Source organism: Streptococcus sp. oral taxon 431, from assembly GCF_023115445.1.
Lineage (GTDB): Bacteria > Bacillota > Bacilli > Lactobacillales > Streptococcaceae > Streptococcus.
In genome coordinates, this window is sequence record NZ_JALDUI010000008.1 from 49,558 (window position 1) to 64,464 (window position 14,907).

A 14,907-nucleotide genomic window follows, 5' to 3' on the forward strand; every position below is an offset into this window, starting at 1 on the left:
ACCGTGGGGAAGAAGTTAATGTAACCTTTAGAGCAACTGATGATTCTGGCAAGATTTCTTCATTGAAGTTTGAAATGCAAGGTACAGCTGACAGTACTAATGGTACAAACTATGCAGGATATACTGGAATTACTCGTTCAAATCCGATCGCTAGCTTAACGAATCAAACCGATGCAAAGATTACCCTTACAGGCACTCTAGCAAAAAATGTACCGTTAGCATCATTTGAACGCTATTTAATGGCAACAGATGACCAAAACACCTCTGATAGTAACCATGCAAAAAACGGTATAACCGACAATGGTTATGTCAAATTTGTAATCAAAAGCCAGACTGATAAATATACTGCTGTAGCGAAGGCATCGACTATTTATACCTATACTGGTGAAACGGCAACGGATTTAAACGATGCTACGAACTTTGTCCAGCTTGATGGTGGAGGACAGCTCCCTCAAGGAACGACTGTTTCATGGGTTAGTCGCATTGACAACACATCTGCTGGGACAAAAAGTGCAGTTGCACGGGTTACTTATTCTGATGGCTCGACTGATGATGTAACAGTTAACTATACTGTTTATCCAAAAGTTGAAGTTAAAACTTATAATGGTGTAAAAGGTAAATTCTATGCCTTTAAGTCAGATCAAGGTAATGATAAAGTTACTGGCGGAGACTGGGCTAATAATATCGGTGGAACAATCCAACAATATACAAATTTGGGGGATTCAAGTCTGTCAGGGACAACATGGTCTTATAAGTATAAAATAAATAATCAAGGTAACGAAATTACAACCCCTGTTGGAACACAGCCGTTTGGCGCAATTTGGCATACTACGGGTTCAGAAGCTGAGAGCCATAGTACAACCTATACGCTAATTGCCACATATCCAAAAGGACGTTTTGGGGATGTTTCAACAAGCAATCCAGCCTTGACAAGTCAGACAAACTTTGATTATACAGTTGTTGATCCTGTAGCTAAACAGGAGTACGTTACAACTGTGGCAAATAAGACTCCATTAGCAGAGATTATTAAAAATCCAGGAGAGGCACTTAAAAATTCGAACGAAAGTGTATCCTTCCCAACAGGAACTACCTTTAGTTGGGATCAGGCTCCTGATGATGCTATGCTGGAAAACGCAGGAGTTTATACACGAAAAGTAAGAATCACTCTTCCACAAGGATCTTACAGCGGAACTGCTAATAGTAGAACGGTTGATGTGACTATTAAGGTTAATCCACAAGCACCGGTTATCTCAGTTGCTTCTACCAACGAAACAGGTGGTTTGCCAAATCGTTCAATTGTTGTGACCAATGTCACACCTGGAGCTCTTGTAACCTTGACTTTAGCAGGGCATACATTCGAGAAGAGAGCTAAAGATAATGAAACAAGCGTAACCTTTGAACCTGCAAAACTGCAAGACGCATACGACGGCAACAATGGTCTTCTTCCAACAGGCGATGTAACTGTTAAACAAAGCAAGGTCTTTACAAATCCTAGCACTGGTGCAAATGAAACCTTGGAATCAGCTACAACGACGAAGACGATTACCAAGGAAACTGAACAGCCTAATGTTACTGTCAAGGTTGAAGTGTTTGATGAGGATACAAATTCTTGGGTAGAAGCACCTAGATTCCCACATAATTCTGATAAGATTTACAAAATTTATGCAGGGGATAAATTCCGTGTCATTGTCCAAACTTCAGATAACAGTGGAAAAGTTAAAAATATCGAAGCTTGGAATAATGAAACAAGTGAGCAGGAGCGCTGGATTACAACAAAGATTGTTGATGATTATGCTACAGGAGGAGTAGCTATCCAAAAAACAAATGATCCTGTCGAAGCATCTCTAGCTAAACCATATACTCATCAGTTGACTACTGATGGAATTTATAATCCTAATCAAATTTTTAATCCAAGAAAAGATTATACTAGTACTGCAACTCCGGATAATGATGAAACACCAAATACTTGGACACGATTTGCTAGAGTTAGAGACCTTTCTAATAACACAACTGCTGAGAAATATATCATTCGACAAGCACCATTGAGTGAGAAGTATACTCCTGTTGTACCAACAGTTATCCAGGTATCAAATGTAACAAATCCTACGGAGCAAGATCGAGCGAAGATTCTTAAAGAAATTAAAGAAGCGAATAAGAATGCAAAACAAGTCAAATCTTATGCAGTGGATAATAACGGGAATGTTATAGTCACATATGACGATAACACGACGGATATATTTAAACCAAAATTATCTGATTCAGATTCTAGAAGTGCAAGCACATCAGCAAGTACATCTGCTTCAACAAGTGCAAGTACGTCAGCGTCAACAAGTGCAAGTACCTCAGCAAGTACATCTGCTTCAATAAGTGCAAGTACGTCGGCATCAACGAGCGCAAGCACCTCAGCAAGTACGTCCGCTTCAACAAGCGCAAGCACGTCAGCAAGTACGTCCGCTTCAACAAGCGCAAGCACGTCAGCAAGTACGTCCGCTTCAACAAGCGCAAGTACTTCAGCAAGCATATCGGCATCAACGAGCGCAAGTACTTCAGCAAGCACATCGGCTTCAACAAGTGCAAGTACTTCAGCAAGCACGTCCGCTTCAACAAGCGCAAGTACTTCAGCAAGCATATCGGCATCAACGAGCGCAAGTGCTTCAGCAAGCACATCGGCTTCAACAAGTGCAAGTACGTCAGCAAGCACGTCCGCTTCAACAAGCGCAAGTACGTCGGCTAGCACGTCAGCGTCAATAAGTGCAAGTACGTCAGCAAGTACATCAGCATCAACAAGCGCGTCAACCTCAGCCTCTGAGTCAGCGTCAACAAGTGCATCGACATCAGCATCTGAATCAGCGTCAACAAGTGCGTCAGAGTCAGCAAGCACATCGGCTTCTGAGTCAGCATCAACAAGTGCATCGACATCAGCGTCAGAGTCAGCATCAACAAGCGCGTCAACATCAGCCTCTGAGTCAGCAAGCACAAGCGCAAGTACGTCGGCTAGCACGTCAGCGTCAACAAGTGCATCGACATCAGCATCTGAGTCAGCATCAACAAGTGCATCGACATCAGCGTCAACAAGCGCGTCGACCTCAGCATCTGAATCAGCGTCAACAAGTGCAAGCACCTCAGCATCTGAATCAGCAAGCACAAGCGCATCAACATCAGCGTCAGAATCAGCAAGCACAAGTGCAAGCACATCAGCGTCTGAATCAGCGTCAACAAGCGCATCTGAATCAGCGTCAACAAGTGCAAGCACCTCAGCATCTGAGTCAGCTTCAACAAGCGCGTCGACATCAGCATCTGAATCAGCGTCAACAAGTGCAAGCACCTCAGCATCTGAATCAGCAAGCACAAGTGCATCAACATCAGCATCTGAGTCAGCGTCAACAAGTGCAAGCACATCAGCATCTGAGTCAGCAAGCACAAGCGCGTCAACATCAGCATCTGAATCAGCGTCAACAAGTGCAAGCACATCAGCATCTGAATCAGCGTCAACAAGTGCATCGACCTCAGCATCTGAATCAGCAAGCACAAGCGCATCAACATCAGCGTCTGAATCAGCAAGCACAAGCGCGTCAACATCAGCATCTGAATCAGCAAGCACAAGTGCAAGCACATCAGCATCTGAGTCAGCGTCAACAAGCGCGTCAACATCAGCATCTGAGTCAGCATCAACAAGTGCAAGCACATCAGCATCTGAATCAGCAAGCACAAGCGCATCAACATCAGCGTCTGAATCAGCAAGCACAAGTGCATCGACCTCAGCATCTGAGTCAGCATCAACAAGTGCATCGACCTCAGCATCTGAGTCAGCATCAACAAGTGCATCGACATCAGCATCTGAGTCAGCAAGTACAAGTGCATCGACATCAGCATCTGAATCAGCATCAACAAGTGCAAGCACCTCAGCATCTGAGTCAGCAAGCACAAGCGCGTCAACAAGTGCAAGCACATCAGCATCTGAATCAGCAAGCACAAGTGCAAGTACATCAGCATCTGAATCAGCATCAACAAGTGCATCGACCTCAGCATCTGAGTCAGCGTCAACAAGTGCATCGACATCAGCATCTGAATCAGCAAGCACAAGTGCAAGTACATCAGCATCAGAGTCAGCGTCAACAAGCGCGTCAACATCAGCGTCAGAGTCAGCAAGCACAAGCGCGTCAACATCAGCATCTGAATCAGCAAGCACAAGCGCATCAACATCAGCATCAGAATCAGCAAGCACAAGTGCAAGCACATCAGCATCTGAATCAGCGTCAACAAGTGCGTCGACCTCAGCATCTGAGTCAGCGTCAACAAGTGCATCGACCTCAGCATCTGAGTCAGCATCAACAAGTGCATCGACCTCAGCATCTGAATCAGCGTCAACAAGTGCAAGCACATCAGCATCTGAATCAGCAAGCACAAGCGCATCAACGTCTGCTTCAGAGTCAGCAAGCACAAGTGCATCAACATCAGCGTCTGAATCAGCGTCAACAAGTGCAAGCACATCAGCATCTGAGTCAGCATCAACAAGTGCATCGACATCAGCATCTGAATCAGCATCAACAAGTGCATCGACATCAGCATCTGAATCAGCATCAACAAGTGCATCAACATCAGCATCTGAATCAGCAAGCACAAGCGCGTCAACATCAGCATCTGAATCAGCATCAACAAGTGCATCGACATCAGCGTCTGAATCAGCGTCAACAAGTGCATCGACATCAGCGTCTGAATCAGCATCAACAAGTGCATCGACATCAGCGTCTGAATCGGCATCAACAAGTGCATCGACATCAGCATCAACAAGTGCATCGACATCAGCATCTGAGTCAGCATCAACAAGTGCATCGACATCAGCATCTGAGTCAGCATCAACAAGCGCATCAACATCAGCGTCAGAGTCAGCATCAACAAGTGCAAGCACATCAGCATCTGAGTCAGCATCAACAAGTGCATCGACATCAGCATCTGAGTCAGCAAGCACAAGTGTGTCAACATCAGCGTCTGAATCAGCAAGCACAAGTGCGTCAACATCAGCGTCAGCGTCAACAAGCGCGTCAACATCAGCGTCTGAATCAGCAAGCACAAGTGCATCGACCTCAGCAAGCACAAGTGCATCGACCTCAGCGTCTGAATCAGCATCAACAAGTGCATCGACATCAGCATCTGAATCAGCATCAACAAGTGCAAGTACATCAGCATCTGAATCAGCGTCAACAAGTGCATCGACCTCAGCGTCTGAATCAGCATCAACAAGTGCATCGACCTCAGCGTCTGAGTCAGCAAGCACAAGCACGTCAACCTCAGCGTCTGAATCAGCATCAACAAGTGCATCGACATCAGCGTCTGAATCGGCATCAACAAGTGCAAGTACATCAGCATCTGAATCAGCATCAACAAGTGCATCGACATCAGCGTCTGAATCAGCATCAACAAGTGCATCGACATCAGCATCTGAGTCAGCGTCAACAAGTGCATCGACATCAGCCTCTGAGTCAGCAAGCACAAGCGCATCAACAAGTGCAAGCACATCAGCATCTGAATCAGCAAGTACAAGTGCAAGCACATCAGCATCTGAATCAGCATCAATAAGTGCATCGACCTCAGCGTCTGAATCAGCAAGCACAAGTGCATCGACATCAGCATCTGAATCAGCAAGCACAAGCGCGTCAACATCAGCGTCTGAATCAGCGTCAACAAGTGCATCGGCATCAGCGTCTGAATCAGCAAGCACAAGTGCAAGCACATCAGCATCTGAGTCAGCGTCAACAAGTGCATCGACCTCAGCGTCAGAGTCAGCATCAACAAGTGCATCTGAATCAGCATCAACAAGTGCATCGACCTCAGCATCTGAATCAGCGTCAACAAGTGCATCGACCTCAGCATCTGAGTCAGCAAGCACAAGCGCGTCAACATCAGCGTCTGAATCAGCGTCAACAAGTGCATCCATGATTCATTCGACTTCAACTAGTCAATCTGCTCAAACTAATACAACTAAGACTCGTAAGCAACTTCCAAATACTGGAACAACGGCTTCAGCTACAAATGCTCTCCTTGGAGTTGTAGCAGGTCTAACAGGATTAGGTTTAGTAGCTAAACGTCGTAAACGTGATGATGAAGAATAAATCTTCTAACGATTCTATTAGTTGATTAATTCGATCAAAAAACCTGAAAGATATAACTTTCAGGTTTTTTAGTTTTAAAATAGGCTCTTGCCAGTTTGTCAAGCGACGTCTAGCGCCCAAGAGCCCTACGACTTTACAAGACACCTCTACTTTAACATAAAGAAAAAGTAGTGAGTACTCTCTCCCGTCGGAGATTTTCTCACTACTAATCTTAGTATGTTTGTTAACTGTAGTGGGTTGAATAAAAAGCTAACATCTGGAGAGGACAATCGTTGTCCTCTCCATTTTTATATTCAGAGCGATGAAAATTCGTTTCTTAAAGTTGTCAAAGTTTCTAAAACCAAAGGCATTTCGTTTGATAAGTTTGATGAGATTATTGGTCGCTTCCAATTTTGCGTTGGAATAGGGTAATTGAAGGGCGTTGACTATTTTCTCTTTGTCCTTGAGAAATGTCTTAAAGACAGTCTGAAAGACAGTCTGAAAAATAGGATGATCCTGCTTTAGATTGTCCTCAATAAGTCCGAAAAAATTGTCTGGTTCCTTATTCTGAAAGTGAAAAAGTAAGAGCTGATAGACATTGTAGTGGTGTTTCAAGTCTTCTGAATAGCTCAAAAGCTTGTCTAGAATCTTGATGTTTGGGTCTTTAATATCAAGGAGTTTTGTGATAAAATGTAATTGTTCCATATGGATCTTTCTAATGAGTTGTTTTGTTGCTTTTCATTATAGATCTTATGGGACTTTTTTTCTACACAAAAATAGGCTCCATAAGATCCATAGGGGATTTACCCACTACAGAAATTATAGAGCCACTAATTGAACTTTTGTCTATTCGTAAAGCAATTGAAATTCAATATTCTTTGCCAGAGTTAGAAAAAATAAGGTTCTTAGGGTTATCTCACTTTATGAAAGTGCATAAAAATGGTATAATATATAGTAGAGTTTTTCATTTTAAAATCTTTGTATTGTTTAGAACATTTATTGCTTTTTATGATATAAGAAAAATCTCAGGAGAATTAGATTATTAAATATTAGTTGAAATAAAACCATAGAAATAATGATTTTGGTTTAAAGATGATATAAAGTGATAATCGAGATATAAAGGATTTATGATAGAAATCTGTTTCAATTACTTAGAGATTATCGTCATAAGGAAGTTCTATAACTACTTCTTTAAGTTGATATGTGTTGTTTCCACGATATGAAAAACGATGGCAGTTAGTTTCAGTTTATATTGCGGTTGAAAATTAAATGTATGTAATAACTATCTATGTATAAAGTAACTTCTATAATATCCAATATAAATTGGGTGGCAGAAGTTGTCTTTTTCATTGTCTTTATCATAAAAAAAGTATGAGAGATATGAAAAAAAAATTAGGAGTGGGATTGTATGGGAAAGGAATTAATTAGTGTCATTGTTCCAGTTTATAATGCTGAAAAATACTTACAGAAATGTTTAGATAGTATTTTGGAACAAACATATCAAAACTTGGAAATTATTATTATAAATGATGGTTCTACAGATAACTCGGGACAAATCTGTCAGGAATATGAAAAACAGGATGATCGTATCATCTATATAGAAAAAGAAAACAGTGGTGTATCTGATACGCGAAATGCTGGTCTGGATCGAATGACAGGAACGTATGTTACCTTTGTTGATTCGGATGATTGGGTGGAACCAAACTATGTTAATTTTTTATATGAGAAAGTGATAGAATATCAAGCAGATATTGTAGTTGGAAATTATACTAGTTTTAATGAGTCTAATTCAGTTTTTTATTTCCACATCTCTACTGACTATTATGAAAAAGTATATGATAATAAGTCTATAATACCTTGTTTATACGACTCTAAAGAATTGTTAAAGTCTGCTTTGATTGTACCCTGGGGGAAAATTTATAAAAAAGAAATAATAGCGAATTTGCGTTTTCCAATTAATAGAATTGGAGAAGATGCATTATTTAATTTGAAGGCCTTATTAGATTCTGAAAAAGTTGTTTATGTTAATAAATCAGCCTATATATAGAGTGCGTGAGGGAAGTTTGTCCAATACTTGGACAGATGAATGGATTAGAGATGCCATTTATATAATTGAAGAGAGATTATCTTTATTGGCAACGTTAGGATATCCACTTTCGGAGCATAGGCGAGCATACAAAATGAGTTTGGATTATATCAGTTCTGAAGCTTACAATAGAGGTTTAGCTAATTCTCACGAATTAAACTACATAAAAGAGAAAAAGATGTTATTGGATAGACTTCTTCCTCAGAGTAAAGAAGACAAAAAAGCCGTCGTACTGGCAGCTGATTTTTCGAATCTCGATCAGGTTGTGACAACCATAAAATCTATTTGCTACCATAATCGTTCAGTTCGTTTTTATATTATCAATAGGGATTTTCCAAAAGAGTGGTTCATACAATTGAATGGTCGATTAAGGGACTTTGATTCGGAAATTATCAATTGTCGAGTAACATCTGATCAAATATCACGTTTTAAAACAGATATTAGTTATGTAGCCTCTCTGTGTTATTTTATACCTGATTTTGTAAAAGAAGATAAGGCACTTTATTTGGACTGTGACTTGGTTGTTACGAAAAATCTAGATGATTTATTTGCGACTGACTTACAAGGTTATCCATTAGCTGCGGTGCGTGATTATGGCAGAAAAGTGTACTATGATCAAGAAATATTTAATGTAGGTGTATTACTAATCAACAATCTTGTTTGGAAACAAGAAAGTATGACTCAACGATTAATGGATTTAACTGATAAACTGCATGACAAGGCGGATCAGGTGGACCAACTTGTTTTGAATAAACTTTTTGAAAATAAGTGGCTAGAGTTGGATTTTGATAATCATTATATTGTGAGTCATAAGCAATTTACAGATTATAAACTACCAAAATCTCAAGACTATCCAGGTATTATTCATTATCCTTCGAATAGAAAACCGTGGGATAATTTGGGTATTCAAGCTTATCGCAATGTTTGGTGGTATTATCATAATCTTGAATGGACAGAATTAGGACAAAACTATCATTTACATACGCTTAAAAAGGCTCATATCTATCCTCAAAAACTACCTGTTACTTGTTTAATTTATACTTTTTCGGATCGTATTGAGCAATTAGAGTCTCTAGTTCAAGCTTTACCGGAAATTCAATTTATAATTGTTGCTAGAGTCAAAGTTAGTGATCAATTGACAAAAAGGATTGTCAATCCCAATGTGACTATTTTGTCTGAATTTAATGATTTATCAGAGCTTGAGCAAGAATTGATTGAGATAAGTCAAGTTCTTTTAGATATTAATCATGGTGAAAAAAATGAAGAAATAATGGAGCAGTTTGCAAAATTAGGGAAGCCTATTCTTGCCTTTGAAAATACAAAATATTCTGAAGTTGGACAGATAATCTATAAAGTAGAACAAGTTCAAGAAATGATTAATAAAATAAGAGAAGTGGAAGATAAACATGGATTTTAAAGATTCTGTAAAGTTATTAGGAGATTTTCATCATATAGAGATTTCTCCTACTAGTAGCATTGAACTAGGAACAGATGTTACATTTCGCTCATTTGTAAGTCTAGAAGTGTCTAATAATGCTAAGCTGACACTAGGAAATAGAGTTTTCTTTAACGATCATTGTACGATTCGTTGTGGCAAAGAGATTGAAATTGGTAAGGATACTATGTTTGGTGATGGTGTGAGAATTTTTGACCACAACCATAAATACTCTAATTACCATATTGAAAAAATTCAGTTTAAAGCTGATAAGATAACTATAGGGAAAAATTGTTGGATTGGAACTAACGTTGTTATTTTAAAAGGTGTTACCATTGGAGATAATGTTATCATTGGGGCAAATGCTTTAATTTATAAAGATATCCCAGCTAATTCTGTTGTCACTGCTCAAGAGGATTTAAAAATCACTCCTAGACAACAGCATCAGTTTCACGCATTTACTTTAACAGCATCAGATACTTTAGAACATTTAGACTATCTTGTACAAGAACTTCCTGAAGTTGCATTTCATATAGCTGCTAAAACAAATGTCTCAGACTATCTAGAAAGCTTTAATCATTACGAGAACGTGAATATTTATACTAATGTGCATCATGATGATATTCTCGAAGATTTATTAAATAGAGCAGATATTTACTTAGATATCAATCATTGGGGAGAGGTTGATAATATTGTAGGTCGTGCTTTAGAGATAGGAAAACCGGTATTTTCTTTTGAAACAGTTGTCCATAGAAGAGATAAAAACGTCCGAGTTTTTAGTTTAGAGGATAAAGAGAGTATGATTAATAGCATTCGTCATCAACTAGCGAATGATGAAAATGGAGATTAGATAATGGGGTTTGATATTTTGGAAGAAAGAAGGGCAGTTGTTCTTGCGGGAGATAAGAATTACCTTATCCCGATACTTACAACAATAAAATCTATTCTATATTACAATCAAAATGTTAAAATTTATATTCTCCATCAAAATATTCCTAGTGACTGGTTCGATGATCTCAAGGTACAAGTGGAGAAATTGGGAAGTGTTGTAGAAGACATTCGTATAGATGAAGAGATTGATTCTGAGTGGAAAACCCAGGAACATATTTCAGCGATTACGTATGCTCGCTATTTCATTCCTCATTATATTGAAGAGGAGAGAGTACTCTATCTGGATAGTGATTTGATTATTAATGGTAGTCTTGATTTACTCTTTAATATTGATTTGGGTGATAAGTATCTTGCTGCTGTTCGAGATGTAGATGGTGTTGGTTTCAACTCAGGAATGTTATTAATTGATAATTCTAAGTGGAAACAATATGATATCACTACTAAATTAATAAATAAGACAATTGATTACGTATCTTCACCTGATTTTGCAATCAGTGATAGATTTAATGGTGTTCAGACTATATTAAATTTGATGTTTGAAAATCATTGGCTAGAGTTGGATAAGCATTTTAATCTTCAAGTTGGTCATGATGTCATCGCATTCTATAGCCATTGGGATTCACACTTTGAGTTGGATAAAGAACCTTTGATCATCCATTATACGACCTATCGGAAACCATGGTCTACTCTGATGGGCTATCGTTATCGAGACTTATGGTGGGCATTTCGGGATGTTAGTTATGAACAGATTGCTGACCATTATGCAGGACGTTTTACCATCAAGAGAGTTTATGACCTTCATAATGTCAATCTATTTACATTCACAGATTCGCAGGATTTTCTGTATATTGATGAACTAGCCCAAGCTCTGCCTGATGTTGGGTTCCATATCGGAGCCTATACAGATATGGGTCCGATTCTAATGGCTTTGGATAAATATCCAAATGTTTACTTGTATCCCAGCATGGTTGGAGCAGTGATTGATGAAATGATTGAGAAGTCAGACGCCTATCTGGATATCCATAAGGGAAGTTCGATGGACTTTATCGTCAATCGCTATACCAGTGCAGGTAGACCAGTATTGACTTTTGATGCAACCAATAAAAATCAATTGGAGAAGACAGTAGTTTCTTCCCAATCTCCACAGTCAATGATAGAAGCAATTAAAGAGTTAAAGAAAGAAAAAATGGATATGAAGGCAATTGTATTCGGAGCCAACTATCAATATGCAGATAAAGTGTTAACTACAATCAAATCAATCTGCTGTCATAATCGAGGACTTCGTTTTTATCTGATTAACAGCGATTTTCCGACAGAATGGTTTTATAATCTCAATCGTAAATTGAAGAAGCTAGACTGTGAAATCATCAATGCTCGTGTCAATAGCTCTCACATTAGCCAATATAAGACCAATATTCACTATGCAACATTTTTACGTTATTTTATCTCAGATTTTGTCGAGGAAGATAAGGTCTTATATCTAGATTGTGACTTGGTTGTCACAAGAGACTTAAGTCCTCTATTTGATGTCGAACTGGGAGAGTATCCATTGGCAGCAGTCAAGGATCTGGGGGCTCAAGTATATTTTAATGAGCATGGCTTTAACGCTGGTGTCTTGCTCATCAATAATCGCCTTTGGAAGCAAGAAGAAGTTCGCAAACAGCTGATTGAAATGACTAATGAGTTGCATGATAAGGTTGCTCAAGATGATCAAAGTATCTTGAATCTCTTATTTAAAGATCGTTGGTTGGCTTTGGACTTTAAATATAACTGCATTACCTTGCACACACATTTCTCAGATTATCGACCAGAACCTGGGACTTATCCACCGATTATTCATTATTTGACAGAGAGAAAACCGTGGGGATTGTATGAACGCTCCATCTATCGAGATGTTTGGTGGTATTATAACGCTCAAGAGTGGTCGGATATGAGTCAGGTAACGCCTTGTCTGACAAAAGAACAGGTGAGTCAATACACAGGGGTTCAACATTCGGCTCTAGTCTATACCTTCTCAAGCGACTTGAGAAATATGGGCTACTTAATTGAACATCTACCAGATGTCAAATTTTATGTGGCAGCTCCCGTTATGGTGGCTGATAGTATTACAGCTCTACTAGCCTACCCAAATGTCTCTGTCTTGTCAGATATTGCTGGGCAACCAGCTTTGATTGATAGCTTGGTTGAAGGATGTGACTTTTTACTGGATATCAATGCTGAATCCGAAGTTGATGGGATCATTGGGCGTTTCCGACAAGCTGGAAAACCAGTATTTGCTTTTGAAAGTGTAGCCCATGGTGACCAAGGTCAGTTTCTTTATGACCAAGGGCGTCCTGAAGAGATGGTTCTAGCTATTGAAAACTATTGTCAAAATGGAGAATTACCTGTAAAAAAGCTGCAAGCCTACCCAAAGGTACTAGATATCCAGCAGAGTCTTGATTATATACTAGAACACCATTCTTCCGTTATTCGTTATGGAGATGGAGAAATGGATATTATGATGGGACATGGGATTCCTTATCAAGACTACGATGAGACATTGGCAGAACAGCTTAGAAGTATGATCCAACTAGAAAGCTCTCCAGAATTACTGGTCTGTCTCTCAGATGTTTTTGAAGGCTTGGAACGCTATAATCCTGAAGCTGTTAACTTTTGGCAAAAGCATTTAGAGAATTATAAAGAAGCCTATCATAGATTTTGTACAGCAAGTTTCTATGGTTCTACTTTTATATCTCGTCCTTATATGGACCTCAAAGATAAGTCTGCTTCGGTAGCCCACTTTGAAAAATTAAAGAAACTTTGGGATAAACGAGATATCTTGATCGTCGAAGGTGAAAACTCACGTTCAGGAGTTGGCAACGATCTTTTTGACAATGCTCAGTCAGTTGAGCGGATCATCTGCCCTTCTAGAAATGCCTACAGTAAAGTTGAGGCTATTCAAGAAGCGATTGGAAAGCATGCGGCTGGTAAATTAGTATTCTTGATGCTTGGACCTACAGCCAAGGTTTTAGCGTATCACTTAAGCAAAAAAGGCATACAAGCGATTGATTTAGGTCATATTGATTCCGAATATGAGTGGTTTAAGATGGGAGCAGCTTCAAAAGTGAAATTCTCACACAAGCATACCGCAGAGCATAATTTTGATCAAGAAATTCAGCTAGTTGCCGATGCGGCTTATGATGCATCTATCATCGTGAAGCTATAGTCAAGGAGTAGTGAATGAATAAAAAAGTATTTGTGTTAGCAGGAGATTACGGTTATATTCGTCAAATCGAAACTACCTTAAAATCTATTTGCTATCACAATAGTGATGTCAAGATTTATATTTTTAATCAGGATATTCCCCAAGAGTGGTTTGTCTCCGTCAGGGAAAAAATGGCATACCGAAATAGTGAGATAGTTGATATCAAGCTGTTTGGAGGTAATATGCGAAATTGGAGTCTACCACCTGTTGGACAGCACATAAACTTTATGACCTTTGCTCGTTATTTTATACCGAGTTTTGTGTCAGAAGATATTGTTTTATATTTAGATTGTGACTTAGTAGTTACACGTGATTTGACAGATCTATTTTCTATTGATTTAACCAATAAACCTCTAGCTGCTGCAAAAATCATATATGGTTTAGAAGACAGATTTAATGCAGGAGTGTTACTGATCAATAATGCGTATTGGAAGGATAAGGGAATCCAGCAGGAACTCATTAACATTACTGAAAGAGAACATGAACACTTACTTGAAGCTGATCAAACAGTTCTCAATCTAGTGATGGGAGAAAATTATGTATTATTAGATGATACCTATAATTTTCAGATTGGATATGATCAGTTGGCTGATAGTCGGGGGCAATATTTTATTTTTGAATTGCCTTTGACTCCATTACCAGCGATTGTTCATTATTTGTCTGCCGATAAACCTTGGAATACTTATTCGGTAGGTCGCCTACGTGAAGTTTGGTGGAAATATAATCAACTAGAGTGGTCTCAAATAAATAGTCAAGAAGAACTTGTCGTGAAAAAAGCTAAATATCAAGCATTGATCATTACAGGCAGTCAGCAATTAGAACAAATTGATTATCTGATTAAACATTTACCTGAGTATGATATTCATATTTTAACTTTTACGGATATGGGAGAAATTCTCAGAAGTCTAGCCAGTTATGAGAATATTAAGTTGCATCCAACTGTTATGAGGTGGATGTGCAGGAAAATGATTGAAGAATGTGATGTTTATCTGGATATCAATCATGAGTTTAAATTTCCTGATGTTTTAGAATGGGTGCAAGAAGCTAAGAAAACAATTTTAGCGTTTGATAATGTGGCCAATCCTTATCATGTAGATCAAGTATTTCCTCATGATAATCCTCAGGCTATGGTCGATTTTTTGAAGGAACTTTAAGTTTGTGA

3 protein-coding genes and 3 pseudogenes are annotated in these 14,907 nt (G+C 38.9%); 5 read left to right on the forward strand and 1 reads right to left on the reverse strand.

The genetic code is table 11. From position 1 onward, the window contains the following. Positions 1-326: 326 nt before the first annotated feature. Positions 327-6,110: pseudogene (locus tag M1R56_RS05925) on the forward strand (Rib/alpha-like domain-containing protein); the annotation flags it as partial. Positions 6,111-6,359: 249 nt separating this feature from the next. On the opposite strand, the pseudogene M1R56_RS05930 reads toward M1R56_RS05925, so the two are convergent. Continuing rightward, positions 6,360-6,740, reverse strand: a pseudogene (locus M1R56_RS05930) (transposase); the annotation flags it as partial. 757 nt (positions 6,741-7,497) lie between these two features. Between M1R56_RS05930 and M1R56_RS05935 the strand changes: the two are divergent. The 4 genes and pseudogenes from M1R56_RS05935 (at position 7,498) to M1R56_RS05950 (ending at position 14,899) form a co-directional block, all read left to right on the forward strand. Beyond that, positions 7,498-9,592, forward strand: a pseudogene (locus M1R56_RS05935) (glycosyltransferase). Then, entirely contained in the window at positions 9,582-10,460 is an 879-nt protein-coding gene (locus tag M1R56_RS05940; RefSeq protein WP_248035005.1) for an acyltransferase, read from the forward strand. Before M1R56_RS05935 ends, M1R56_RS05940 begins: the two are co-directional and overlap by 11 nt. Positions 10,461-10,463: 3 nt before the next feature. Next, a complete protein-coding gene (locus M1R56_RS05945) occupies positions 10,464-13,706 on the forward strand; it encodes an SP_1767 family glycosyltransferase (protein WP_248035007.1) in 3,243 nt (1,080 codons plus the stop codon). Between the two features lie 14 nt (positions 13,707-13,720). Further along, positions 13,721-14,899, forward strand: coding sequence for a glycosyltransferase family 8 protein (locus M1R56_RS05950; RefSeq protein WP_248035009.1), 1,179 nt, complete (start codon positions 13,721-13,723; stop codon positions 14,897-14,899). Positions 14,900-14,907 lie beyond the last annotated feature (8 nt).

Coding starts and splice junctions, on each gene's coding strand:
- M1R56_RS05940 (WP_248035005.1), top strand. CDS start 9,582: ATGGATTTTAAAGATTCTGTAAAGTTATTAGGAGATTTTCATCATATA.
- M1R56_RS05945 (WP_248035007.1), top strand. CDS start 10,464: ATGGGGTTTGATATTTTGGAAGAAAGAAGGGCAGTTGTTCTTGCGGGA.
- M1R56_RS05950 (WP_248035009.1), top strand. CDS start 13,721: ATGAATAAAAAAGTATTTGTGTTAGCAGGAGATTACGGTTATATTCGT.